General features: G+C 56.9%; 25 protein-coding genes and 1 riboswitch. Of the genes, 15 read left to right on the top strand and 10 right to left on the bottom strand.

Translation table 11 applies throughout. From position 1 onward, the window contains the following. Window positions 1-24: 24 nt before the first annotated feature. On the bottom strand, window positions 25-339 hold the full coding sequence (locus ALB80_RS13915; protein WP_050604679.1) for a hypothetical protein: 315 nt from the start codon (window positions 337-339) through the stop codon (window positions 25-27). Between the two features lie 206 nt (window positions 340-545). Here ALB80_RS13915 and ALB80_RS13910 point away from each other — a divergent pair, with 206 nt between their 5' ends. After that, complete coding sequence (locus ALB80_RS13910) at window positions 546-1139, top strand: HD domain-containing protein (RefSeq protein WP_050604678.1); 594 nt, start codon at window positions 546-548, stop codon at window positions 1137-1139. 156 nt (window positions 1140-1295) lie between these two features. Here the strand turns inward: ALB80_RS13910 and ALB80_RS13905 are convergent, their stop codons facing one another. The 3 genes from ALB80_RS13905 to ALB80_RS13895 form a co-directional block, all read right to left on the bottom strand. Continuing rightward, on the bottom strand, window positions 1296-1976 hold the full coding sequence (locus ALB80_RS13905; RefSeq protein ID WP_050604677.1) for an energy-coupling factor ABC transporter permease: 681 nt from the start codon (window positions 1974-1976) through the stop codon (window positions 1296-1298). A gap of 51 nt (window positions 1977-2027) precedes the next feature. After that, window positions 2028-2170: riboswitch (cobalamin riboswitch) on the bottom strand. A gap of 170 nt (window positions 2171-2340) precedes the next feature. Beyond that, complete coding sequence (locus ALB80_RS13900; protein WP_050604676.1) at window positions 2341-2895, bottom strand: ActR/PrrA/RegA family redox response regulator transcription factor; 555 nt, start codon at window positions 2893-2895, stop codon at window positions 2341-2343. An 81-nt stretch (window positions 2896-2976) separates the two neighbouring features. Further along, window positions 2977-3603 (bottom strand): SCO family protein, encoded by a 627-nt coding sequence (locus ALB80_RS13895; protein WP_050604675.1) that lies wholly within the window; start codon window positions 3601-3603, stop codon window positions 2977-2979. Between the two features lie 91 nt (window positions 3604-3694). Here ALB80_RS13895 and regB point away from each other — a divergent pair, with 91 nt between their 5' ends. From regB to ALB80_RS13845, 10 genes are all read left to right on the top strand, one after another. After that, on the top strand, window positions 3695-5092 hold the full coding sequence (regB, locus tag ALB80_RS13890) for a sensor histidine kinase RegB (RefSeq protein WP_050604674.1): 1398 nt from the start codon (window positions 3695-3697) through the stop codon (window positions 5090-5092). Between the two features lie 66 nt (window positions 5093-5158). Then, window positions 5159-6664, top strand: coding sequence for a PAS-domain containing protein (locus tag ALB80_RS13885; protein WP_050604673.1), 1506 nt, complete (start codon window positions 5159-5161; stop codon window positions 6662-6664). A gap of 41 nt (window positions 6665-6705) precedes the next feature. Continuing rightward, a complete protein-coding gene (gene tsaE, locus ALB80_RS13880) occupies window positions 6706-7179 on the top strand; it encodes a tRNA (adenosine(37)-N6)-threonylcarbamoyltransferase complex ATPase subunit type 1 TsaE (RefSeq protein WP_050604672.1) in 474 nt (157 codons plus the stop codon). Then, the gene (locus tag ALB80_RS13875) at window positions 7176-8180 is read left to right on the top strand and encodes an aminoglycoside phosphotransferase family protein (RefSeq protein ID WP_050604671.1); all 1005 of its coding nucleotides are present in this window, start codon (window positions 7176-7178) and stop codon (window positions 8178-8180) included. Before tsaE ends, ALB80_RS13875 begins: the two co-directional genes overlap by 4 nt. Next, a complete protein-coding gene (locus ALB80_RS13870) occupies window positions 8177-8863 on the top strand; it encodes a nucleotidyltransferase family protein (protein ID WP_050604670.1) in 687 nt (228 codons plus the stop codon). Before ALB80_RS13875 ends, ALB80_RS13870 begins: the two co-directional genes overlap by 4 nt. Further along, window positions 8856-11780, top strand: a complete 2925-nt coding sequence (gene addB, locus ALB80_RS13865) for a double-strand break repair protein AddB (RefSeq protein WP_050604669.1) — start codon at window positions 8856-8858, stop codon at window positions 11778-11780. The genes ALB80_RS13870 and addB overlap by 8 nt, the downstream gene beginning before the upstream one ends. Beyond that, complete coding sequence (gene addA / locus ALB80_RS13860; protein WP_050604668.1) at window positions 11777-15133, top strand: double-strand break repair helicase AddA; 3357 nt, start codon at window positions 11777-11779, stop codon at window positions 15131-15133. The genes addB and addA overlap by 4 nt, the downstream gene beginning before the upstream one ends. A 60-nt stretch (window positions 15134-15193) precedes the next feature. Continuing rightward, window positions 15194-15514, top strand: a complete 321-nt coding sequence (trxA, locus tag ALB80_RS13855) for a thioredoxin (protein WP_050604667.1) — start codon at window positions 15194-15196, stop codon at window positions 15512-15514. 74 nt (window positions 15515-15588) lie between these two features. Continuing rightward, a complete protein-coding gene (locus ALB80_RS13850) occupies window positions 15589-15939 on the top strand; it encodes a Lin0512 family protein (protein ID WP_050604666.1) in 351 nt (116 codons plus the stop codon). Next, the gene (locus ALB80_RS13845) at window positions 15936-16298 is read left to right on the top strand and encodes a Lin0512 family protein (RefSeq protein WP_050604665.1); all 363 of its coding nucleotides are present in this window, start codon (window positions 15936-15938) and stop codon (window positions 16296-16298) included. Before ALB80_RS13850 ends, ALB80_RS13845 begins: the two co-directional genes overlap by 4 nt. Before the next feature lie 62 nt (window positions 16299-16360). Here the strand turns inward: ALB80_RS13845 and ALB80_RS13840 are convergent, their stop codons facing one another. Continuing rightward, the gene (locus tag ALB80_RS13840) at window positions 16361-16555 is read right to left on the bottom strand and encodes a DUF1127 domain-containing protein (protein ID WP_050604664.1); all 195 of its coding nucleotides are present in this window, start codon (window positions 16553-16555) and stop codon (window positions 16361-16363) included. A 197-nt stretch (window positions 16556-16752) separates the two neighbouring features. Between ALB80_RS13840 and hslV the strand changes: the two genes are divergently transcribed. Then, window positions 16753-17310, top strand: a complete 558-nt coding sequence (gene hslV, locus ALB80_RS13835; protein ID WP_050604663.1) for an ATP-dependent protease subunit HslV — start codon at window positions 16753-16755, stop codon at window positions 17308-17310. Here the strand turns inward: hslV and ALB80_RS13830 are convergent. Together ALB80_RS13830 and ALB80_RS13825 are read right to left on the bottom strand one after the other, a co-directional pair. After that, the gene (locus ALB80_RS13830) at window positions 17302-18543 is read right to left on the bottom strand and encodes an MFS transporter (protein WP_050604662.1); all 1242 of its coding nucleotides are present in this window, start codon (window positions 18541-18543) and stop codon (window positions 17302-17304) included. The two genes, hslV and ALB80_RS13830, sit on opposite strands and share 9 nt — an antisense overlap. 104 nt (window positions 18544-18647) lie before the next feature. Beyond that, window positions 18648-19049 carry a DM13 domain-containing protein gene (locus tag ALB80_RS13825; RefSeq protein ID WP_050604661.1) on the bottom strand — a complete coding sequence of 134 codons (402 nt, stop codon included), beginning with the start codon at window positions 19047-19049 and terminating at the stop codon, window positions 18648-18650. A 199-nt stretch (window positions 19050-19248) separates the two neighbouring features. Between ALB80_RS13825 and hslU the strand changes: the two genes are divergently transcribed. The 3 genes from hslU (at window position 19249) to ALB80_RS13810 (ending at window position 22972) form a co-directional block, all read left to right on the top strand. Further along, window positions 19249-20556 carry an ATP-dependent protease ATPase subunit HslU gene (hslU, locus tag ALB80_RS13820; protein WP_050604660.1) on the top strand — a complete coding sequence of 436 codons (1308 nt, stop codon included), beginning with the start codon at window positions 19249-19251 and terminating at the stop codon, window positions 20554-20556. Window positions 20557-20654: 98 nt separating this feature from the next. Next, window positions 20655-21755: an alpha/beta hydrolase gene (locus ALB80_RS13815; RefSeq protein ID WP_050604659.1), complete on the top strand. Its 1101-nt coding sequence runs from the start codon at window positions 20655-20657 to the stop codon at window positions 21753-21755. Beyond that, on the top strand, window positions 21752-22972 hold the full coding sequence (locus ALB80_RS13810; RefSeq protein WP_083445311.1) for an MFS transporter: 1221 nt from the start codon (window positions 21752-21754) through the stop codon (window positions 22970-22972). Before ALB80_RS13815 ends, ALB80_RS13810 begins: the two co-directional genes overlap by 4 nt. Here ALB80_RS13810 and ALB80_RS13805 read toward each other — a convergent pair. The 3 genes from ALB80_RS13805 to ALB80_RS13795 are packed head-to-tail and all read right to left on the bottom strand — an operon-like array spanning window position 22969 to window position 25249. Continuing rightward, the gene (locus tag ALB80_RS13805; RefSeq protein ID WP_050604658.1) at window positions 22969-23556 is read right to left on the bottom strand and encodes a Smr/MutS family protein; all 588 of its coding nucleotides are present in this window, start codon (window positions 23554-23556) and stop codon (window positions 22969-22971) included. The two genes, ALB80_RS13810 and ALB80_RS13805, sit on opposite strands and share 4 nt — an antisense overlap. After that, a complete protein-coding gene (locus ALB80_RS13800) occupies window positions 23556-24593 on the bottom strand; it encodes a murein transglycosylase A (RefSeq protein ID WP_050604657.1) in 1038 nt (345 codons plus the stop codon). The genes ALB80_RS13805 and ALB80_RS13800 overlap by 1 nt, the downstream gene beginning before the upstream one ends. Next, window positions 24590-25249 (bottom strand): Tim44/TimA family putative adaptor protein, encoded by a 660-nt coding sequence (locus ALB80_RS13795; RefSeq protein WP_050604656.1) that lies wholly within the window; start codon window positions 25247-25249, stop codon window positions 24590-24592. The genes ALB80_RS13800 and ALB80_RS13795 overlap by 4 nt, the downstream gene beginning before the upstream one ends. Window positions 25250-25325: the final 76 nt, after the last annotated feature.

Raw genomic sequence — 25325 nt, 5'->3', positions numbered from 1 at the left:
CAGATCGAAGGGTATAGGCCGCTGTCAGCTTGGGGTGCCTTCAATTTTAACTTTTGGTATCGCTTCGAAAAAATCTGTGCCGACGGCAACAATACAACTAATGCCGTCCGCATTGGTGACCAGTACGGTATAACTGCCGGTTTCTTTTGAGGTCCAGACCTCCATCACCGAATGCGCGCCGCGCGTTTTTTGCAGACCGCCAAAGGCCAATTCCTCGGCGTAGTTTTCCTGCAATTTGGCGATGATATCGTCGCGCTCTGCGCAATTCTTGGCAAAGGCGGGCGGGGCTGTGGCAGCCATCCCAAAAGTCAATGCAAGGGCGAACAAACGCTTGAACATGACAAACTCCTTTCATTTCGCGTTTCGCTTGTGAGAGGAGCACACCGGGAGAAGCATGTGCCCCCCTCGGTTTTTATGTCGGGATCGGATGATGTTGTTTCAAAGCACGAATGCTCAAGAAAACGTTGGCAGCAAGTGATCCTGACAGGTAGATCATACCATAAAAATACGATTTTAATGTGTTCGACTTCACAAGGCATGGCAAAATGGCAACACAACCCCGAGCATGGCAGAGGATGCTGTCAGGCCGCAGGCTGGACCTGTTGGACCCAACCCCGGTCGATATCGAGATCGAAGATATCGCGCATGGGCTGGCCTTTGTGGCCCGCTGGAACGGGCAGACAAACGGTGAATTCGCCTATTCCGTAGCCGAACATTCTCTGCTGGTCGAAGAGATTTTTGGCCGCATTGCCTCCAAAGCCCCCGCTAAATGGCGATTGGCAGCCTTGTTACATGACGCACCGGAATATGTGATCGGCGATATGATCTCACCCGTCAAATCCGCTGTAGGCCCGGACTATGGCGCACTGGATGACCGGTTGGCGGCGGCGATCCATATCCGATTCGGGTTGCCTGCTGAAGTGCCGAAGACGATCAAACAACAGATCAAGAAGGCCGACAAGATCAGCGCCTGGATGGAGGCCACCCAAATCGCGGGATTCTCTGAGCCAGAAGCGACCAAGTTCTTCGGTCGCCCGGATAAGGCGGTGATGGAGGGGTTGAGGATTACGCTGCGCCCGCCGGTCAAGGTGCGAGAGGCGTATATGGAACGACATGCGGCGTTGATAGCTTTTCTATAGAAAACCAATTTCAACCAATGTCCGGATTGCACCCAAAGCTACCGAGATGATGCGGGGTAACGATTGACTGTGTTGACGATGTTGCGAGGGGATTTCATCAATACCGTCTAGGGTGATCTGTGGCACGAAGAGCACCACAGATCGTCAATTTCACGCCTAAGTGGCTGCGTTATGCAAACGGTTGGCGAACACGCCTTTGTCGGTCAGATCACGCAAGCTTTTCGCGCCCGCCAGAGCTGCCAGATCGGCCAACGGTTCGATCAGAATGACCAGCAGATACGCCACGCCAAAGCTGGTTACAGCCGTAAGGTTCTCGCTGCCGAAGCCTTGACCGTAAATCGCCCAGAAAGCCACCCAAGCCACAACACCACCCTGATAGACCGCTGACATCTTTAGTACGTCCAAGTACCGCAGATCGACATATGCAGTCGTCGATGGAATAACTTTCTTTGCCAGCGCGTCCACTGCAAAGAGCGGGAACAGCAGAGTGGAGATGTTCACAAAATACATTGGCAAATCAGTTGGGGCGAAAAGGAAACCCTGGATCGCCAAACCGCCTGCAAGACCGAGGGCCGCAGGCCCGGAACCAAGTAGCAAAAACAGTGTCGTACCAAGGATTATGTGCACTTCGGAGATGCCAACGGCGAAGTGTGGCAAGATTTCAAAGAAGATGAACACCCCAAAAGCGGCAATGACAGACCGAACGCCAAATGAGACGACGGAGTGGGTTTGGAGATCATCATTGATCACTTTCAAGGAATAGCCCGCAGCGGCAGCAGCCGTCCCATAGGCGAGGGCCATTTTCGCGGCGTCAACGACGCCAGGTTCGATATGCATAGTAGAGTTCCTTTCGCGTCCACCCGACGCAGAAAAAGGGCCAGAAAATTCCGGCGGTTGCGTAAAGATGGTTGGTATCCTGACTCGTAGCCTTGAAAACTATGACTACTTACAGTTGCGGGGGCAGTCCGGGCTTTTACCCGGTTCCCAATTAAGACCTCCTCTCGAAGGTCACCATCGTCGCTACACTACACAAGCTAAGGTTCGGAGCAAGGCTTGATTGCGGCGCTTAGGCATTTGCCAGCGGCAGATGAAGCGGAAATTAGGTTGGTGAATATGAAAATCCGCTTTGCCCCGCAAAGCAGACTTAATCCGTGTCCTCAGAGAAGACTCTTGGTTCAGATTAAAACCAATTCGCCACTCGTCACCGCGGGCTACGCTTCGCCAAAATACGCTGCAAAGTCCGGCGATGCATGTTCAGCCGGCGTGCGGTCTCCGACACGTTCCGGTCACACAGTTCGTAGACCCGCTGAATATGCTCCCAGCGCACGCGATCCGCACTCATGGGGTTTTCCGGCGGTGGCGGCAGTTCGTCGCCCTTGGCCAGCAGCGCATTGGTGATGTCGGTGGCATCGGCGGGTTTGGACAGATAATCGGTTGCACCGATCTTGACGGCCGCTACGGCAGTGGCAATCGCGCCATATCCGGTCAGAACAACAACCCGGCTGTCGGGGCGCTTTTCCCGCAGCACTTCGACAACATCCAACCCGTTGCCGTCTTCCAGCCGCAAATCCACAACCGCGTAAGCGGGCGGGCGGGCGGTAGAAATGGCGCGGCCTGCGGCAACGGAACCGGCGGTTTCAACTTCGAATCCGCGCTTTTCCATCGCCTTGGCCAGACGTCTCAGAAACGGCTCGTCATCATCTACCAAAAGCAGGGACTTGTCAGGGCCGATATCAAGCTGAGAACTGTCTGCCATATGTTAGGTCTTTCCGTTATTTCATGCCTTTGGCTTGGGTATGAGTAATAGCAGCGCAGGAACAAAGGTCAAACAACCTTGTCACGATGCGGCCTGATCAAGAAAGCACCCAACCTTGTCCGCCATCTGCTCGGCCGTGTCATCGCGCTTGAAAAACTCAAGAAAACCGTGCTCGGGCGTAACCAGATAGGTGAAGGTGGAATGATCGACCAAATAAAACTCGTCGCTTTTGTCATGGGCCTTGTAATAGGTCTTGTAGGCTTTGCTGGCTGCTTTCACCTGCTCGGGTGAGCCGGTCAGCGCGATGGTTTTGCCGCCGAGGTTGAATGCATAGTCGGCCATCACTTCGGGCGTGTCGCGATCCGGATCAATTGAGATGAACAGCGGCGTCACCGATTGCCCGCGTTCAGCCAGAATATCGACGGCCTCGGCGTTGCGCGACATGTCGAAAGGGCAGACATCGGGGCAGAACGTATAACCGAAATAAACCAGCGTCGGTTCAGTGATCACGTCTGCGTCAGTGACCGTCTCACCCTTGCCATTGACCAGCTCAAAGGGTCCGCCGATTGTTGCGGTTCCTCCGGCGATCTGGCTGGACCGGCACTGCGCGAACTGATCGCCAGAGCCGCCACCACGCGTCAGAAGCCACATGGCCCCAAGGCCAATTACCAGTACAACAGCTGCAAGAATTGCGTATAGACGGGTCATTTCAGTTTTCCGGTCGCAAGGGGGTTGTTGATCGCTTCGGCCGGGACACCTATCAAGATGATCAGCCTTTGCAACAGGACATAAAGAACCAATGGCAGAATCCAATCAGACTTTTTGGCGCGGCCAGGAACGGAGCAGCTGGATTCGCCTGCGCACCCTGATCCTGTTGCGATGGGTGGCCATCATCGGCCAGTTCACTGCCATCACCGTTGCCCAGCAATATTATGACGTGCAGCTGCATCTGGGCCTGTGCTATCTGGCCATCGGCATTTCGGTCATGAGCAATTTTACGGCCATTTTGTTGTTCCCGCAGAACAAGCGCCTGACCGAGTTTGAAAATTTCCTGATGGTCCTGTTTGATCTGCTGCAGCTGTCGATACTGCTGTATCTGACGGGGGGCTTGAACAATCCGTTTGCGCTGCTTCTGTTGGGGCCGGTTACAATTTCTGCCAATGTCATGAGCACCCGGTCGACCCTGATCGTTGGGGCTGTGGCGATTGTTCTGACCACGTTGCTGGCCAAGTTTCACCTGCCGCTGCGCACCAATCTGGGGCTGGTTCTGGATATTCCGGATATTCTGCTGTTCGGCAATTGGGCCGCAATCGTCATCGCTATCGTTTTTATCGGAGCCTACTCCCACCGCGTCAGCTCTGAGGTTCAGTCCATGTCCGAAGCACTGGCTGCAACTCATATGGCGTTGGCGCGCGAACAGAAGCTGACCGACCTGGGCGGCGTTGTTGCCGCCGCCGCGCACGAGTTGGGCACTCCCTTGGCAACCATAAAACTGACCAGCGCGGAATTGATCGAAGAACTGAATGATCGCCCAGATCTGATAGAAGATGCCGCGCTGATCCGAGAGCAGGCCGACCGCTGCCGCGATATTCTGCGTGATATGGGACGGGCCGGCAAAGATGACCTGCATTTGCGGCAGGCGCCACTGTCGACCGTGGTGAACGAAGCCGCCGAACCGCATGTGGGACGTGGCAAAGAGGTTCATTTTTCGGAAGGCCCGGTTCAGGACGGGGATGTGCAGCAGCCTTCGATCCTGCGAAAACCCGAAATCATTCACGGGTTGCGCAATCTGATCCAGAACGCTGTGGATTTTGCACGGGCCAATGTCTGGGTCGAGGCCGAATGGACCGACAGCAGGATCACCGTCAGCATCATGGACGACGGGCGTGGATATCCGTCGCATATGATCGGACGCATCGGTGATCCCTTTATGCGGCGCAGGCGGGCGGAAACGGATCAGAAAACCCGCCCTGAATACGAAGGTATGGGCCTTGGCCTGTTCATCGCCAAAACCTTGCTGGAGCGCAGCGGAGCCGAACTGGAATTCGCCAATGGCTCGGACCCCTATCAACACCTGATCGACGACCCGGACCGCAAAGGCGCCATCGTCAAAGTGTCGTGGCCGCGCAACCTGATTGATGCACAAAAGGGCGATACCCCAGTTCCATCGGGTTCAAACAAGCGCATTCAGGTGTGAGTTAAGAGACCATTAACCAATCTTACCCATAGTCCAATCGAGCTAGTGTCTGCTTTGGGGAATTTGATGGCCGATTGGATCATTCTGGCCGCGATCAGCGTTGTATCAGGTTGCTTTGCGGTTCAATGGCTCTTGCCGCGCCGTACGCTGCGGGACCAGACCTTTGGCCTTTTTTCCAACACCTCTTTGTTCGACGCGGTGTTCCTGTTCGACGGAGAGCGGTTGATCAGTCATTCCGACATTGCTCTGGCCGGTTTCGAACATGTAGGAAACTGGACAGATCTGCGCCGATTGCTGCAAAGGGATTTCCCATCCTTTCCTGAAATTCCAGACAAAGTGCGCGATGAAGGCTTTATCGTGGTCTCACCGATCGATTGCACCGTTGAGCGTGATGTGATTTGCGAGTGGATTGATGGAATTGTCCGTGTGCGTCTGCGTGAAGCGGCCAAGACCAAACCCGTGGGATCAGAAGCGTCGATAGATCCCACCAGGCTGGCGATGGATCAAGCCCCGTATCCGGTGTGGTTGCTGGACCGAAACAAACGGGTGCAATGGTGTAATGCTGCCTATGTCACACTTGCCCGCAGGGCGCGCGATCAGGACACTGACCTGACCGATCCTTTGTTCCCGGCCCTCGTTGAGGAACGATCCATTGGAAAAACCAGAGTATCGATCGATCTCGCTGACAGCAGCACAAAGCTGTGGTTCGATCTGACTCAGGTAGAGAACGAGGCTGGTCACTTGTGTTACGCTGTCGACATCAACGCCATTGTCGAAGCAGAAACTGCCCAGCGCAAATTCGTTCAAACCATGACCAAGACGTTTGCGCAGCTTTCGATCGGTCTGGCCATCTTTGACCGCAATCGACAACTTGCACTTTTCAACCCCGCTTTGATCGACCTGACCACCTTGCCCCCCGATTTCCTTAGTTGTCGCCCAAGCCTGAGCGGCTTTTTTGACCGTCTTCGGGATCAACACATGATGCCGGAACCCAAGAACTATCGCAGTTGGCGACGTCAGATGAATGACCTTCTCGAGGCGGCAGAAGACGGTAACTACCATGAAACTTGGTCTCTCCCGTCAGGCTCGGTCTATTCCGTCAGCGGTCGACCACACCCGGATGGTGCCGTGGCGTTCTTGTTCGAAGATATTACCGCCGAGATCACTCTGACGCGCCGTTTTCGATCTGAAATGGACCTGATGCAATCCATATTTGACAAGCTCGCAGATGCGATTGCCGTTTTCACCGATGATGGTTCTCTGGCCTTCACGAACTACGCCTATCAAGAGCTTTGGGGGGACACGCAAGACGTTGGGTTCCAGACTGAAACGGTCACAGACGTCACACGATGCTGGCAAGATCTGTGCATTGCGACCCCTGTGCTTGGCGAAATCCGAGACTTTGTTGAAATGCGCGACAACCGGACCGAATGGACGGCTGAAATTCAGTTGAGATCCGGCATCGCGATCGATTGCACCATCACGCCAGTTCACAACGGCGCAACAATTGTCCGATTTGCAGTTTCTGAAACGCCCACAAAAAGGGCCGCCATCAAACAGATCAGCGCCTGAACCGGGTTGCAGCCCGTCAGGCGCGGGGCCATTGTGGCGCCATGACGACAATGCCCCTATCTCTGACCTTCAAGTCACCGGAAGAAACCACCAAATTCGCCGAGAACGTCGGTGCGACGCTGCAACCAGGCGATGTTGTGCTGTTGGAGGGCGAGATCGGTAGCGGAAAGACGCATTTTGCGCGCGCGCTCATCCAGTCGCTTATGCCTGAGCCCGAAGATGTCCCCTCGCCTACGTTTACCTTGGTGCAGGCTTACGATACGCCAGCCGGTGAAATCTGGCACTGCGACCTCTATCGCCTGAGCATGGTGGAAGAGGTCGAGGAACTGGGGCTGATCGATGCGTTCGACACTGCAATATGCCTGGTCGAATGGCCGGCAAAACTGGGATCCCTTACGCCGGATGCGGCTTTGCGAATGACCCTCAAAACAGACCCTAACAACGAAAAATTGCGCCATTTGACTCTGTCGTGGACCGATCCGAAATGGGCAAGAAAACTGGAGACCGCCAGATGACAAACAGAGCAGTCCTGGCCGAGGCGCTGATTGCACAAACCCCATGGGCCGAAGCAGACCGCGCGCCTCTGGCGGGTGATGCTTCAGACCGTTGTTATGAACGGCTAACGGACCCGTCCAGCGGGCGAACTGCCGTTTTGATGGATGCGCCACCTGAAAAGTGCGAGGATGTCGAAACATTTGTCCGCGTTGCGAACTACCTGCGATCCGTAGGCTTAAACGCACCCGAGGTTTATGCAGAGGATGCCGAATTTGGTTTTCTGCTGCTGGAAGATCTTGGCGATGATCTTTTCACCCGCGTTCTGGCCAAGGACTCCTCTAAAGAACGCTTGCTGTACGAGGCCGCAACAGATGTGCTGCTTCATCTGCATCAGGCCCCCACTTTGTCTTTGACATCATTCGACCCGGCGCTGATGACAGAGCTGACCACATTGGCCTTCACGAAATATGCGGCGGGCATACAGGGGGAGTGTGACGCGGATGCTTTGGACCGGTTTGAGCACAGGTTTGCGGATATTCTGCACCGTGAAACATCAGGGTCAAAAGCGGTCTCGCTCAGGGATTATCACGCGGAAAACCTGATATGGCTGCCAAATCGCGCAGGGATCAAGCGCGTTGGCCTGCTGGATTTCCAATCCGCGGTTCTGGCCCATCCCGCCTATGATCTGGTGTCTTTGCTGCAGGACATACGCCGAAAGGTCTCACCCGGGATCGAGATGCAGATGATCAATCGGTACATCGCAGCCTCCGGCGTGGACGACCACGATTTTCGAACCGCTTACAGCGTGTTGGGTGCACAACGAAATTTGCGCATTCTTGGTGTATTCGCGCGCCTTGCGACCGACTATGGCAAACCGCACTACGTCGATATGATACCGGCTGTTTGGGCGCATCTGATGCGCGATCTGGATCACCCGGCCCTGGTGTCGATAGCCCCGCTGCTGCACGAGTCTTTGCCCAGCCCAACGCCCGAAAACCTTGACAAGCTGAGAGTGCAATGACCGGATCGCCCTTTGCAGTGATGCTGTTTGCCGCGGGGTTTGGCACCCGTATGGGTGCTTTGACCAAGGACCGGCCCAAGCCGTTGATCAAGGTATCCGGGCGTCCCCTGATTGATCACGCGCTGGATTTTGTTCATGAGCTCGACCCCGTGCGCATTGTGGCGAACGTACATTACCACGCAGATCAGCTGCATGAGCATCTCGACCCCAAAGGCGTGGTGATCTCACGCGAAGTGCCCGAAATCCTTGAAACGGGCGGCGGATTAAGGGCCGCCCTGCCACTGTTGGGCACCAATCCTGTGTTCACGCTGAACACTGATGCGATCTGGTCCGGCCCTAACCCTTTGACCCTGTTACAAAAAGCGTGGGATCCGACCCGTATGGACGCGCTTTTGATGTGTGTTCCAGTTTCCCAAACCACAGGCCACAATGGGGACGGAGATTTTACGGCCGACCCGGACGGGCGCATCACACGCGGGCCCGGTTTAGTTTACGGAGGCGCGCAGATTCTCAAAACGGACGGATTACGTGCGTTTTCGCAGTCAGCTTTTTCGCTGAACCTGCTTTGGAACCAGATGCACGATCAAGGCCGCCTGTTTTCTGTCGAGTATCCGGGGCGCTGGTGCGATGTGGGACGTCCCGAGGGGATCACGCTGGCCGAAGGACTGCTGGCTGATGTTTGAACCTAGCGCCCTGCCCCGCGTATTCGCCGTGCCGCCTGGCACGGATTTCCCCAAGGCATTGGTCGATGGCCTGCGGCAGCGCTGCTCTGGCCCACCGGAAGCTTTGGCTCGGGTGGAGTTGGTGCTGAACACGCGGCGTATGGAACGGCGCGTCCGCGAGTTGTTCAATCAAGGTCCGCCCTGCCTGCTGCCACGCCTGTCGTTGGTCACCGAATTGGGGGAAAGCGTTGATCTGGCGCAGATTCCCCCTGCCGTTCCACCGCTGCGGCGGCGTCTGGAACTGACTCAGCTGGTGGTCAAACTGCTGGAACAGCAACCGGATCTGGCGGCGCGTTCTTCGGTCTTTGACCTCTCGGACAGTCTGGCCGCGCTCATTGACGAAATGCAGGGCGAAGGTGTGTCGCCCGAGGCCATCCAGCAGTTGGATGTCAGCGACATGTCCGGACATTGGGCACGAGCGCAGGCTTTCATCGGCATTGCCGATCATTTCATCGACACTGACGCACAGGCGATGGATGCGCAGGCTCGCCAACGTCGCGTTGTCGAAAACCTGATCGCGCGTTGGCAAGGGAATCCTCCGCAGCACCCAGTCATTCTTGCGGGCTCCACCGGTTCGCGCGGAACAACCCTGATGCTGATGGAGGCGATCGCACGCCTGCCACAAGGGGCACTGGTGCTGCCGGGTTATGATTTCGACCAGCCCAATCATGTCTGGCAAGGTTTGGATGATGCGTTGACATCGGAAGATCATCCGCAATACCGGTTCCGCAAGCTGATGCGCGCGCTGGAGCTTGCGCCCGATCAAATCACCCCATGGACAGACTTTTCCTCTCCCTCGCCTTCACGCAACCGATTGATTTCACTCGCTTTACGCCCGGCACCTGTAACAGACGCCTGGATGACCGAAGGGCCTAAACTGACCGACTTGGAAGGCGCAACCAAAGACCTGACCCTGGTCGAGGCACAATCGCCCAGAGCCGAAGCCCTGGCCATCGCCTTACGCTTGCGACAAGCTGCTGAAACCGGTCAAACCGCCGCCTTGATCACGCCGGATCGTATGTTGACCCGTCAGGTCAGCGCGGCGTTGGATCGGTGGAACATCCTGCCGGATGACAGTGCGGGCTTGCCTCTGCAACTCTCACCGCCCGGTCGTTTTCTGCGCCATGTGGCCAACCTGTTCACGCGCCGCCTTGAGGGCGAAGCGCTGCTGACACTGCTGAAACACCCGCTGAGTCATGACGGAGGTGAGCGCGGCAATCATCTGTTGCATACACGTGATCTGGAACTGGACCTGCGCCGCAACGGTCCACCATTCCCGGACAGCATCAGCCTCACGGCATTTGCAGTCCGCAAGGAAGCCCCAGAAAGCTGGGTTAGATGGGTCGTGCATCACTTCTGCAATCAACAGGTCAGTGGCGAATTGCATCTTTCGGACTGGGTGGAACGGCTGACAACACTGGCCGAGGCGATCTCGGCCGGCAGCACCGGTGAAACCGGCACGCTTTGGGACAAGAACGCCGGTCAAAAGGCGCTGTCGGTGGTGAACTCTCTCAGGGATGAGGCGCAGCATGGCGGCCCGATGACGGCCCATGACTTTGCCGACCTGCTGGGTGCATTGCTTGCGGGCGAAGAGGTTCGTGATCGCGACGCACCGCATCCGCACATCATGATCTGGGGTACGCTCGAAGCCAGGGTACAGGGGGCCGATCTACTGATTCTCGGGGGGCTGAACGAAGGAAGCTGGCCCGAGGCCCCGGCACCCGACCCCTGGCTGAACCGTCAGATGCGCGACAAGGCGGGGTTGCTGCTGCCTGAGCGCCGGATCGGCCTGTCTGCGCATGATTTCCAGCAGGCCATCGGCGCGCCCGAGGTTTGGCTGACCCGCGCGACCCGCTCGGATGATGCGGAAACGGTGCCGTCGCGTTGGCTGAACCGGCTGACAAACCTGCTGCAAGGCTTGCCGGGGCAGGGTGGCCGTGACGCTCTGGAAGGGATGCGCGCCCGCGGTCAGCGCTGGCTGAACTGGTCTGAGGTACTGGAAGATGCACCGCACATAGACGCCGCGCCACGCCCGTCGCCGCGCCCCCCGGTCGCCGCGCGCCCACGTCGTCTGTCCGTGACCGAGATCAAACGGCTGATTCGTGATCCTTATGCGATCTACGCCAAACATGTGTTGCGGCTGAAACCGCTGGACCCCTTGGTACAGGCCCCCGATGCCTTGCTTCGGGGCATCGTGATCCATGAAATCCTTGAACATTTCGTCAAAGACAGCGTGTTGGACAGCGCATTGTTGACGCGCGAGAACTTCCTGAAGCGGGCACACACCCTTCTGGATCAACATGTCGCCTGGCCCACCGCCCGCAAACTCTGGCTGGCCCGGCTGGAGCGGATCGCGGATGACTTCCTGGGTGCCGAACTCTCGCGCCGGGGTGATGGTGGGCCTGTGGCGTTTGAGGCGGCGATGAAACTGGTGCTGGACCCTCTGGATTTCACCATTGTCGGCCGCGCGGACCGGATCGATCACAACAGCCGGGGGTCACTGCGGATCATCGATTACAAAACCGGTGCGCCGCCGACGGAGAGTCAGCAGTCCAAATTCGACAAACAGCTGCTGATCGAGGCCGCTATGGCCGAGCAGGGCGGTATCGAGAGCATTGACCCGATAGACGTGGCCGAAGCCATCTTTATCGGGATGGGCGGCAGTTACAAAGAGGTCGCGGCACCCTTGATCAAGGAGCCAACCGACAAAGTTCTTGCCGAGCTGAAAGAGCTGATTTCAGCTTATTTAGAGCCTGATCAGGGGTTTTCTTCGCGTCGGATGCTGCACAAGGATACGGATATCGGTGACTATGATCATCTGGCGCGGTTCGGCGAATGGGACCGCACAGCCGATACTTGCCCCGAGGACCTGACATGAGCCCGCGCAACGATGCAACCGAACGGCAGGTGCAGGCCGCCCGCCCTGACGCCTCGACCTGGCTGGCCGCCAACGCAGGGTCGGGCAAAACACGGGTTCTTACCGACCGCGTGGCGCGTTTGCTGCTGGGTGGGGTGCAGCCGCAGCACATCCTGTGCCTGACTTACACCAAGGCCGCCGCCAGCGAGATGCAGAACAGATTGTTCAAGCGCCTTGGTGAGTGGGCAATGCTGGATGACGATTCTCTGCTAGAGCAATTGACCGATCTGGGCGTTCCCGGCGACATCAACCTGGACAGGCTGGCGCAAGCACGCACCTTGTTTGCTCGCGCCATCGAAACGCCGGGCGGTCTGAAAATCCAGACCATTCACTCGTTCTGCGCTTCATTGCTGCGGCGTTTTCCGCTGGAGGCCGGGGTCAGCCCGCAGTTTTCCGAGATGGAAGATCGCGCGGCAGCCCTTCTGCGAGAGGAGATCGTCGAGGATTTCGCCCAAGGCACTCAGGCTGGGTTGATTGAAGATGCGGCTCGGTTTGTCACCGATACGGGCTTTGACAAATTGACCGCTGCGATCACGCACAAGCGCAATCTGTTCGCGGAGCCACTGGAGTGGTCGGAACTGTTGACACGATTCGATCTTCCGGACGGTTTTGACGAAACCCATCTGTTTGAGCGTGTGTTCCTTGGTGGCGAAGTCGAGTTGATCCAGTCTATGCTGCCCGCTTTGACGGAAAGCGGCGGTAACAATGCCAAGGCCGCGGCTAAGCTGGCCGGGTTCACCGAATCCCGGTTGGCGCATTTGCCCATGTTGGAAAGCGTGTTGCTGACCGGAAAAGGAGCAAAAGAACCGTTCACCGCCAAACTCAACAGCTTTCCAACCAAAGCCCTGCGCGAAGGCGCTCTGGCCGACCGGATTCCACAATTGGAAGCCTTGATGCTGCGGATTGAGGCGGCGCGCGAACAACGTCTGGCGCTGGTCGCTGCGCAGAAAACCGCAGTCCTGCACCGCTTTGCTGCCGCTTTCCTGCCCGAGTACGAGCGGCGTAAGCAGCTGCGGGGATGGTTGGATTTCGACGACCTGATCTTGTGCGCGCGTCAAGTGTTGAATGACCCGGCGGTGGCCGAATGGGTGCTGTATCGGCTGGACGGAGGCATCGACCATATTTTGGTGGACGAAGCGCAGGACACCAGCCCGGACCAATGGGACGTGGTCGAAAAACTGGCCCAGGAATTCACCAGTGGGGAAGGAGCGCGGTCCGGGGTTGAGCGCACGATCTTTGTGGTCGGCGACAAGAAGCAGTCGATCTATTCCTTCCAGGGCGCTGACCCACAGGCGTTTGACAGAATGCAGGAAGAGTTTGGCCGAAAACTGGCTGAATCAGACTCTAAGTTGTGGGACATGACGCTGGAATACTCGTTTCGATCCTCCAGCGCGATCCTGTCTTTGGTCGATTTTCTGTTTGAAAACCGGATCGAGGCAGGGTTTCACAAAGACAGCCAGCATCGTGCGTTCAAGGCCGATCTGCCGGGCCGGGTTGATCTTTGGCCCGTCGTGGAAAAAGTTGAAGATTCCGAAGAAGGCGACTGGATCGATCCGGTGGATCGCCCCGGTGCGCGACACCATACCGTCATTCTGGCCGAGCAGGTTGCGCAGTCGATCAAGGCCATGATCGAACGGGGTGAAACGATCCCGGAGGATGGCAAATCCGAGACATTCGTACGTCGGAAAGTGAAGCCGGGGGATTTCCTGATCCTTGTCCAGCGCCGTTCGGACCTTTTTGCCGAGATCATCCGCGCCTGCAAATCTGCCGGTCTGCCGATCGCGGGCGCTGACCGGCTGAAAGTGGGTGCTGAACTTGCGGTCAAAGACCTCGCCGCGCTTCTGAGCTTTCTGGCCACGCCCGAAGACAGCCTGTCACTGGCGACGGTTCTGAAGTCCCCTTTGTTCGGATGGTCCGAGCAGCAGCTTTTCGATCTGGCGCACCGGCGACAGGAACAGTTCCTTTGGGCCGCGCTGCGTAACCGGGCAGATGAATTTCCCGAAACGCTCGCCATATTGAATGATCTGCGCAGCCAGATCGACTTTCTGCGCCCCTATGACCTGATCGAACGTATTCTGACCCGCCATGACGGGCGGCGCAAACTGCTGGGTCGTCTGGGGGCCGAAGCTGAAGACGGTATCAACGCCTTGCTGTCTCAGGCGCTGGCGTATGAACGAACGGATATTCCCAGCTTGACCGGGTTTTTGGTCTGGATGCAGACCGATGATCTGGAAATCAAGCGGCAGATGAGCGGTGTCGGCAACATGATCCGGGTGATGACCGTGCACGGTTCAAAGGGCCTTGAGGCTCCGATTGTGATCCTGCCGGATACTGGCAAACGCCAACCACCACGTGATGCCGAGATTATGGTGGCCGATGGCACCCCGCTGTGGAAAGTGTCAGCAGATGTCTCGCCCAACCTGATCTCGCACGCACGGGAAGTGGCGCGCAACCGCGAGGAAAATGAACGGCTGAGATTGCTGTATGTGGCTCTAACACGGGCTGAAAAATGGTTGATTGTGGCCGCAGCCGGCGATTTGGGCAAAGACGGCAACAGCTGGTATCAAATGGTCGAAGCCGCGATGGAGCGAGCCGGGGCCGCGCTGGTACCGGGGTCCGACATCCGCCGCCTGTCCCACGGGGATTGGGACGCGCCGCCTTTGACCGACCAGCCACAAACGGTCGCTGATCAGGTCGATCTGCCGGATTTGTTCCAGCGCCCGGCACCCGAACCGATTGACCCTATAAGCGCGCTCAGCCCTTCGGATCTTGGCGGTGCCAAAGCGTTGCCCGGGGATGCCGGTTTGGATGAAGACGCTGCAAAACTGCGCGGAACGCGTCTGCACCTGTTGCTGGAACACCTGCCGACAGCAGCACCGGACGTCTGGCCCGAGCTTTGCGCCCGGTTGCTACCGGATATGCAGAACGCAGACCGTCAAGACCTTTTGACCGAAGCCACCCAAGTGCTGACGGCGGAGTCTCTCAAACACATCTTTGCACGCGAAACTCTGGCCGAAGTGCCGGTAACCGCAGATTTGAACGGACAGCGGATGCATGGAATCATCGACCGACTGATCGTGTCAGATGCGGACGTACAAGTAGTTGATTTCAAAACAAATGCGACCGTCCCAAACCGGATAGAAGATTGCCCCGAAGGACTGCTGCGCCAGATGGGGGCCTATGCTCAGGCGCTGGCGCAGATTTATCCTGACCGCAGCATCCGAACCGCCATTCTGTGGACCCGGACTGCAAGCTTGATGTGGCTGCCACACGATCTTGTGACGGAAGCCTTGGCCCACGCCCGGATGTCTTGACCTTACCCGGCGCGGCACCTACGTTCTGTTCCCGAGCTTACCCCATTCAGGAGACAGAATATGTCGACCGTAGCCGTTACTGACGACACCTTTGACGCCGAAGTCAAAAACTCGACCGTTCCCGTGGTCGTGGACTTCTGGGCTGAATGGTGCGGCCCCTGTAAACAAATCGGCCCCGCGCTGGAAGAACTGGCCGCCGAGTATGGCGACAAGGTGAAAATCGCGAAAGTCGATGTGGACAGCAACCCGAACGCGGCGGCCGCAATGGGCGTGCGCGGTATCCCGGCACTGTTCATCTTCAAGGACGGTCAGGTTGTTTCCAACCGCGCAGGTGCGGCCCCCAAAGCTGCGCTGCAAAGCTGGATCGACGAATCCATCTGATCTGGTCCTAGCAGATTGTTCCAAAGGCGCCTCAGATCGGGGCGCCTTTTTTGTTGCATATGTCGGAGAAACCAATGGCAAAAACGCGGGTTCTTGTAGAGTTCGGGATGGGTACCTCCCTGCGCCGAATGGACTATACCGAGGCATCGTTGCGAGCGATCAAGGATGCGCTGTGGCATAACTCGGTCAATATGGCTGAACTGTTTGGATTCCCCAAAGAGGCAATGATCATTGATGCTGAAATCGGCGTCCAACAGCCGGATCAGGTGGATACCGAAGCGCTCAAAGCCATCTTCCCTTATGGTCAGCCGAATATCACGGTCACAAAAGGCGGGTTGGATATCGACAAACCACATAGTGACGGGTGCACGGTCATGGCCAACGCCGCTCTGGTCGTTTCTTTTGACATGGAGCCCGCGCAATGAGTGAAAAACGCATCATCCTGGAAATGGGAACAGGCAACGACCTGTACGGTCAGGACTATACCAAAGCGGCCCGACGTGCGGTGCAGGACGCACTGCATCATTCATCGATCACACTGTTTTCTAATCTTGGAATTGATCATTCCGAAATGCGCGTCAGCGTCACAATCGGCGTACAGGACCCCAAACAGGTGGATTGCGATCTGGTTGCTGCCGACCTGCCAAGGGGCAGGGCCGAAGTCCGCGTAGTCAAAGGAGGTCTGGATGTTGTTGATGAAGCGGCTGGCACCAAACATGTGGTTGCAACTGCTGCGATCGAAGCTTTTCTGCCTGACCTTGCCGGAAAATTCGTGCAGAACTGAGCAAAGAAAAAGCCGCTCGGAATCCCGGGCGGCTGTTTCGAATTGGTGATCCGTCAGAAGGATCAGAGTTTGGCGATATCCTCGCGGATCAGACCAATGTCGTCCAGCTGATCGTCGCTGAGCTTCGACAGAAGGATCCGTGTTTTACGTGCGTCGTTCCAGTTGACAACAGATTTGACGACGTTGGTGAAAGTGTCCGCCACGTGCAGGATGGTAGCTGCTCCGAGCGGCGCATGGATATTAGCGGTGGTTGCCATGTGCGCAGTCCTTTTTGAAGAAACAGCCGACCCGTTGTCGGTTGTGAGCCTCATGTAGTACCTCTGTGCCGGACTCACAATTGCTGGTCTGGTAGACCCGAATTGCATTTCTTGCATATCTTTTGGGCGGTTTCGGAACGGGTTGCGTCAACACCGCGCCCAGCCCATATATAGCGCCAGTGAAAACGGAGACGATCATGGCAGATAACGACTTTCCCGGTTGGCACGGCACGACGATCATAGGCGTCAAAAAGGGCGGTCAGGTCGTGATAGCCGGTGATGGTCAAGTCAGTCTGGGCCAGACGGTGATTAAGGGAACGGCCCGCAAGGTACGCCGCCTGTCACCCGGCGGGTTTGAAGTTGTGGCTGGGTTCGCTGGATCGACCGCGGATGCCTTCACGTTGCTGGAACGTCTGGAATCCAAGCTTGAGGCCACACCCGGCCAACTGGCCCGCGCCTCGGTCGAACTGGCCAAGGACTGGCGCACTGATAAATACCTCCAAAAGCTTGAGGCGATGCTGATCGTCACCGACGGCAAGGACCTTCTGGTGATCACCGGGGCAGGGGACGTGCTGGAGCCAGAACACAATGTGGCTGCCATCGGGTCAGGCGGAAACTTTGCCCTCGCCGCAGCCCGCGCGATGATGGACGGCGACAAAGAGGCCGAGCAGGTGGCGCGTGAGGCCATGGCAATTGCCGCCGACATTTGCGTCTATACCAACGGCAATCTGACGGTTGAGTCGATTTCAGGCTAACAGCGCCTTAATCTCTTTCCCCTTCCAGCGGCGGTGCATTCCGATCAGGCCCAAGATCGCGGCGAATACCACGATGTAGTAGGGCACGCGGATGTCGATACTCATCAGTCCGCCGCCGATCAGGGACATGATGCCTCCGGCCAGACAGAAGACAGCGGTTGTCACACCCATGACCCAGCCTTGATCCGTCTCACTGACGCTGGAGGAGAACAAACCCAGCATCGTCGGATAAGCAACTCCGAACAGGAAGTAGAAGAAAAAGACCGGCACATAGCTGAAGACGCCGCTTGGGCTGAAGGCGAAAGCAAGTCCGCAAACCACCATGACCACAAGTGATGTGTAGATAATCGCATGTTTGCTGAATCTTTCCTGCGCGGGTTTCACAAGGAAGGTACTGGAGAAGGCCAATGCCACACCAATGACAACCATCGCCATACTGCCTCCGATGACTCCGTACCCGAAAGCGCTGGTCAGGAAATTGTCGACGAACACGTAGAAAGTGACGTTTGCAATCATAAAGAACGAATAAACAGGCAGGATCTTCAGCACCATCGGGTGACCTCGTACCGCGACCAGGCTGTCTGCAATGTCACGGGGCCGGAATACAAAAGGCGCACGATCTATTCGGGTATCCTGGAAGAAGAAAAGCACCAGAAAGATAGCGATCAACACCAAAACGAAAGCGCCATAAAATGGGGTTTTCAGCGTCGCGAAACTGCCCAACAAGGCAGCATCTGACAAAACCGCTCCGATAATCGGCCCACCGACAAGGCCAAAGCTGACGCCCGTTACAATATAGCCCATGTTACGGTCTCGATCCGCGGCATCAGTACTGCCATCTATCATCGCGGCTTGAGCAATGGGCTGGTTGCCCGCAGTAAATCCGGTGATCGAACGCCCGACAATCAACAGAAGAAGGCTGTTCAGGTAAAGAGCGGCAATGGTCAGGGCATATCCGGCCAATGCCCCGCAAAGACACACGAGCAAGGCGTTTTTGCGTCCGATCGAATCCGACACTTTCGAGACATAGACAACGCCCAGAAACCACGACAGGAAGAAGCACCCGATTACCAGCCCATAATAGAAATGGCGGCGACCTACCGACGTGCTGTCAGCCAGGAAGCCAGATTTGGTTTCCATGATCAGGGAATTGATGATCGGAAAGACCAACCCTTGCCCGATCAGATCAACAAAAACTACAAAAAGTAGCGTGATCTTGGCAATTTTAGTCATAAAACGCCCCCGGTTCCAATGCCTTGGGGCGAGTGTAACAGACAGTTGCCCTGTTACCTAGCTGCGCGTCAGAGGCCGAAGCGCTCGACCTCTGACAATCGTGATTACTTCAGTGTTGCCACACCCAGCGGTACACCGGCGACCTCGCACCAGATATAGACTTCGTTGTAGCCCGACACATCCATTGTCGGCGGTACAGCATAAGATTGCTTGCCCGTCAGATGCAGCAGCGCACCCAGCTTGCTGTCAGAAGCGTATTTGCCATCTTTGCCGAAGGCCACGCGCGGGTCGGGACCACCGTCCAGCGAAAAGTCGTCGCCCAGCTCAACGATGTAACGGTCGCCTTCCTTGACCAGTTTCACTGACCCGGTGGTGATGTGGTTCGAGCGGCCCTCGAACGAGCCTTTCTTTTTGGCGCCGCCTGCCACAGCAGCGGTGGTGCCGGCCAGGGTCAGCGCCGCGCCAGTTGCGGCAGCTTTCACAAAAAGCGAACGACGAGTCATCATGATGAGGTATCTCCATTTGTAAATTCAGGCTGGTTTGCCTGTTGTGAAAATCTATGCCTCACATGCCGTACGCGTGACGATTCACATCACATCGATTTTTCGTGTGTTCGTGGTGAGTTGGCGCGAGATTTTCGTGATCAGCTTGTGTTTTCGCGTCGTATGATTAGGTTCCGTTGCGAAACAAACGGATAGAATACCTATGACAGACCTGACCCCGCGCGAGATTGTCTCGGAACTGGACCGCTTCATCATTGGCCAGAAAGATGCCAAACGTGCGGTGGCCGTTGCCCTGCGCAACCGTTGGCGACGCAAGCAGTTGGTTGATGATATCCGGGATGAAGTCTATCCGAAGAACATCCTGATGATTGGCCCCACCGGTGTGGGCAAGACCGAAATCAGCCGCCGTCTGGCCAAACTGGCCCGCGCGCCGTTTATCAAGGTCGAAGCCACCAAGTTTACCGAGGTTGGGTATGTCGGGCGCGACGTGGAACAGATCGTCCGTGATTTGGCAGACGCAGCGATCCTCCAGACCCGCGAATACATGCGCGAAGACGTCAAAGCCCGCGCCCATCAGGCCGCCGAGGATCGCGTGATCGAAGCGCTCGCCGGAACGGATGCCCGTGAAGCGACACGTGAAATGTTCCGCAAAAAGCTCAAATCGGGCGACCTGGATGATACGGTAATCGAACTGGAGGTTTCCGACAGCGCGAACCCGATGCCGATGTTCGACATTCCGGGCCAGCCCGGCAGCCAAATGGGAATGATGAACCTGGGCGATATTTTCGGAAAGGCGTTTGGCGGTCGTACCGTCAAAAAACGCCTGACTGTCGCCGAAAGCTATGACGTGCTGATCGGAGAAGAGGCCGACAAGCTGCTGGATGACGAAACCGTCAATCGGGTGGCGTTGGAGTCGGTCGAACAGAACGGCATCGTCTTTCTGGATGAAATCGACAAGGTTTGTGCCCGTTCGGACGCGCGCGGCGGTGATGTCAGCCGCGAAGGGGTTCAGCGTGATTTGCTGCCCCTGATCGAGGGCACAACTGTCTCGACCAAGCATGGCCCGGTGAAAACCGACCATATCCTGTTCATCGCGTCAGGGGCGTTCCACATCGCCAAACCTTCGGACCTGTTGCCGGAATTGCAGGGCCGTCTGCCAATCCGCGTGGAACTGCGTGCCCTGACAGAACAAGATTTTGTGCGCATCCTGACCGAAACGGACAACGCACTGACCCGGCAATACACCGCACTGATGGGCACCGAAGAGGTAGCGGTCAGCTTTACCGAAGACGGCATCGCCGCGCTGGCGAAAATTGCGGCAGATGTAAACCAAAGTATCGAAAACATTGGCGCGCGGCGGCTTTACACGGTCATGGAACGGGTTTTCGAAGACCTGTCCTTTGCGGCCCCTGACAAAGCCGGAACAGAAATCACTGTCGATGCGCAGTTTGTCAGCGACAATCTTGGAGAATTGACCAAGTCCACCGACCTCAGCCGTTACGTTTTGTAACGGGGCAGGCCGGATTTCGCCGTTGTTTTTGCTCGGCCCCGCTGGACGCTGGGCGAGAATAAGATAGCGTATGCACGAACCACCCCGAGGGTTGACCCGTGCTGCGCTATTTCATCATTTTGTTCGTATCTCTTTCGCTCAGCGCCTGCGTTGACCGGACAGTGTCCGAGGTTGTGCCTGCTGCTGCAAGTATCGGCACACCAGAAACCATCTTTGCCAGCACGACCCGAGCGCGTGAGGCTGACGGATCATATGGGTTCAGACGTGGCGAAACGTTAAGGTTTTTGGAAACTACGGTTTCGATTCCGCCGACGCATACTCCGGGTACACTCAAATTCTCCTACGCGAACCCTAATCCGCAAAAAGAATTTGTTCTGGCAGATGTGACAGAATTGGACGGCCCTAAAGGGCTGCGCGAACATCTACGAGGTCAGGATGACGTCACCATTTTTGTGCACGGCTACAACTCGACCCAGACCGAAACGATCTTCCGCGCCGCACAGCTGACGCATGACATCGGCCTTCCGGGATCGACGCTGGTGTATTCTTGGCCAAGCCGTGCAACGGGCTACGGATATGCCTACGATCTGGACAGTATGTTGTTTGCCCGCGACGGGTTGGAGCAAACCATCCGCGAACTGAAATCCATGGGTGTGAAACGCGTTATTCTGATCGCGCATTCTATGGGTGGGGCCCTGTCGATGGAAATGATGCGGCAAGCTGAATTGCAGGAACCCGGTTGGGCCAAACGAAACATCGAAGGCGTCGTGCTGATCTCACCCGACCTGGATCTTGATCTGTTCCGTTCGCAAATGAAGCGGATCGACAACCCCCCCGATCCATTCCTTGTAATGGTGTCCCAAAAGGACAAGATTCTGAACATCTCGGCACGCCTTCGCGGCACGCATGAGGGGCAAAGGCTGGGAAACATCAGCTCGATTGATCCGCTTGAGGAATTCCCGATCAGCGTCATCGATACAACAGCATTCAACAGTGACGCGGCGTCCTCGCATTTCGTTGCGGCGACATCCCCGGCATTGCTGTCGATCCTCAACTCGTTGCGGCGCGTCAACCGTACCTTCGGACGTGAGGACCGACCGGCAATCGACATTCTGGTGCCGCCCTCCGAGCGCAATCCTGATGGTGCTACTGGAATTGTTCTGACAGAAACAGGGCAGGCGGAGGTCGGCTCTCCGTGACGCGGTTCAACCTGCGTCAGTATCTGCTGGACAACGCAACCTGGCTTGGTGCCGGCGTTCTGCTGACTTTTCTGTCCAGTTTTGGACAAACCTTTTTCATTTCGATCTTCTCTGGTGAGATCCGCGCGGAATTTGGCCTCAGCCATGGTGCCTGGGGCGGGCTATACACATTGGGCACAACCCTGTCGGCCATTGTGATGGTTTGGGCCGGGGGGTTAACGGACATCTTCCGGGTCCGGGTATTGGGCCCTGTGGTTCTGGCGGGATTGGCCTTGGCCGCCATTGCCATGTCACTGAACACATGGTTGCTGGTGTTGCCAGCAGTGATCTTTCTCCTGCGCTTGTTTGGTCAGGGAATGAGCACACATCTGGCCGTTGTCGCAATGGCGCGGTGGTTCACCGTTACGCGGGGCAAAGCGCTCTCCATTGCCTCAACGGGTTATGCGATCGGGGAAGCCTTACTGCCACTGATCTTTGTCGCTGCGATGGTTTACCTGGACTGGCGCTGGCTGTGGATTGTTGCTGCGGGTGTCACGTTGTTGGGCATACCCATGCTTATGCGCTTACTGCGTGACGAACGAACACCGCAAAGCTTGTCCAGCGAATCCTCTGCCACAGGCATGCAGGACCGTCATTGGAGCCGCCGCGACGCCCTGTTCCATCCTCTGTTCTGGTTCATGGTGCCATCGGTCCTGGGACCATCGGCATTCATCACTGCGTTTTTCTTCCACCAGGTTTATCTGGCTGATGTCAAAGGCTGGCAGCATATCCAACTGGTAGCGTTGTTTCCTGTCTATACCGGAGTATCGCTTTTATCGCTGTTTGCTGCGGGCTGGGCATTGGATAAATGGGGCACAGCGCGCATCATGCCCTACTACCAAATCCCCATGGCGATCGGATTTGTCATTTTAGGCGTGACCAACTCTATTTCAGGAGCAACGATTGGATTGATCTTTCTGGCTCTGACCGTTGGGGCGAACAGTACATTGCCCAGTGCGTTCTGGGCAGAATTCTATGGAACCCGGCACATCGGAGCCATCAAGGCAATGGCGGCGGCAGTCATGGTACTTGGGTCGGCCATTGGTCCGGGCCTGACCGGGCTTCTGATTGACGTTGGTGTATCGCTGAACACCCAGTTTATCTGGGTAGGCATGTTCTTCGTACTGGTATGCGGTCTGGTTTGGGTCGGAATTTCCGGCGCCAGTCGTGATCTTTAGCGCACGCGCCTGAGATACACATAGTAAGCCCCGTCGCCGCCATGGCTGATATGGGCGGGCGTGACCTGCATCACCGCCTGTGACAGTGGCGGGATGGACAGCCAGTGCGGCACCTGATTGCGCAGGACACCGCGTGGTGTAGGGATCGGGCCGGGCTCGTCCCGATCCTTGCCCTTACCGGTCACAACCAGAACCAGCCGCTTGCCCTGCGCCTGCGCCGTCAGGACAAAACGGATCAGCGCGGGATGCGCCGTGTCGACCCGCATACCGTGCAAATCCAGCTTGCCTTCGGGTTTCAGTTTGCCCCGCTTCATCCGGCCGAAGGCTTTGGTATCCATCTGAACCGGCAAATTGCGCAGCGTATCCGTGACCGATGGTTTCAAATCGTTCGGTTTCGGTTTGGCCTGATGGACCTGACCCATTTCAAACGCTTCAAACCTGGGTTTCGGCGTTTTCTTGGGCTTGGGTTTCGGCAAAGAAGTCGGATGGACCGTCTGCGGGATTTCCGGGTGCATCCGCTCGGCCTGTTTGGCGACCTTGCGCCACAGCTCGATCTCTTCGCTCGTCAGTTTGCGCCGGGTCATCAGAATTCATCCGGCAACAAAGCATAAGCACGCTGGATTGGTAACAAAACGACCATCCGGCCCGGATCTTTCAACCTGCCCGCCGCTTGTCCGGCTTCGTCACCCGTTCCGAAAAAGATGTCTGCCCTTTGCGCGCCTTTAATGGCCGCACCTGTATCCTGCGCGATCATCAAGCGCCGCATCGGGTCCTTTCCGTCTTTCTCAACCCAGACCGGAGCCCCCAACGGGGTATAGGCCGGATCCGCCGCAATGCTGCGCATCGTAGTGATCGATCGGTTCATGGCGCCCAGCGGCCCAAGCTCAGGCGCAACGCGCGAGACTTCGCGGAAGAAAACATAGGAAGGGTTGTGGAACAGCAACTCGGCACCAGCTTCTGGGTTCTTGCGCACCCATGCTCGGATCATCTGGGCGCTAACTTCATGCGCACCCAGGACCCCGCGTCGTACCAATTCAACTCCTATGGACCTGTAGGGGTGGCCATTGGCACCGCCATAACCGACGCGCAACGCACCACCATCAGGCAACCGGACACGCCCCGAGCCCTGGATCTGTAGGAAAAACAGTTCAACCGGGTCATCGACCCAGGCAATCTCAAGCCCGCGTCCCTGCATCGCATCACCGGTCAGGATTTCCCGACGGCTGAGCCATGGCCCATTCCCCGCTTCGGGGGGCATTTTGTAAATGGGGTACTTGAAGCGATCAGTCCGGCTACGCGCGCCATCAAGTTCAGGCTCAAAATACCCTGTAAAAAGGGCATCCTTGCCATCCTCGACCAGAACCGGGCGGAAGAAGAGCTCAAAAAACGCCTGCGCAGCATCCGCGTCATATGTCGCCGCTACTCCGCATAACGCGCGCCAATCCGGGTCCTTCAGATCACCACATGTGTTCAGAAAAACGGCAAGGGCTGCACCGTGGTTATCGTCGGCCCAGCCCTGCAGATCGTCGAACGCCAGAATGGATCGCGTTGCCTCGGCCCCGGCAGCGCTGGCAGCGGTCATCGCAGCCACCAGAAAAAGCGACCGGAGCGTAGCAATCATGCGTCCGTGGCAACAAGCAGCCAGTTCGGATCGTCCTTGCCCATCACGCGGGCAAAGGTCCAGCTGTCCTTTTGGCGTTTCACGGTGTTCGGGCTGCCTTCGATGATGTCACCACCGCGATCCCGCACAACCGAGGTCAACTCACCCACAAACTTCATGGTGATTTCGGCCTCATTGGTATCCTTGTCGAACTTCACATCCGACAGGGCAGTCTCTCGGACGCCGATAAATTCGGCCTCGATGGTCAGTCCCTGATCTTCGCGTGCGGCCACGCCCGCAACGAAGGATTCAAAAACCTCTTCCGACAGGAACGGCTGGATTTCGTCCAGATTTCCCTTTTCGAACCCCATCACGATCATTTCATACGCACCACGTGCGCCATGAACAAATTCACCGACCGAAAAACTGGGCTCCACTCGTTTCATGGCGGCCAGGGTTTGCGCCTGCTCGCTGTCTTCTACGACATGGTCAGTGATGTCATGATCCGGGCCGCCTTCGATCACCTCGAAATCGCGGCGCGACTTGTGCGCTTCGGGCTGTTGTTGCACAGGCGGCTTTTCAAAACCTTCACGCGTACCCAATACGCTTTTGAGGCGCAGGATCAGGAAAACGGCAATTCCGGCCAGGACCAGTAGCTGGATCATGGGTTCGTTCATTTCATCCTCTTTTCAGAACCGCGACTTTGTATACGCGGCCTCATGCTACTATGTAGGTGAGCGTGGGTGGCAAGTC

It is taken from the genome of Ruegeria sp. 6PALISEP08, from assembly GCF_001238295.1.
Classification (GTDB): domain Bacteria; phylum Pseudomonadota; class Alphaproteobacteria; order Rhodobacterales; family Rhodobacteraceae; genus Ruegeria.
The sequence above is the reverse complement of the archived record's forward strand: the minus strand, read 5'-3'. Positions and strand labels throughout refer to the sequence as shown.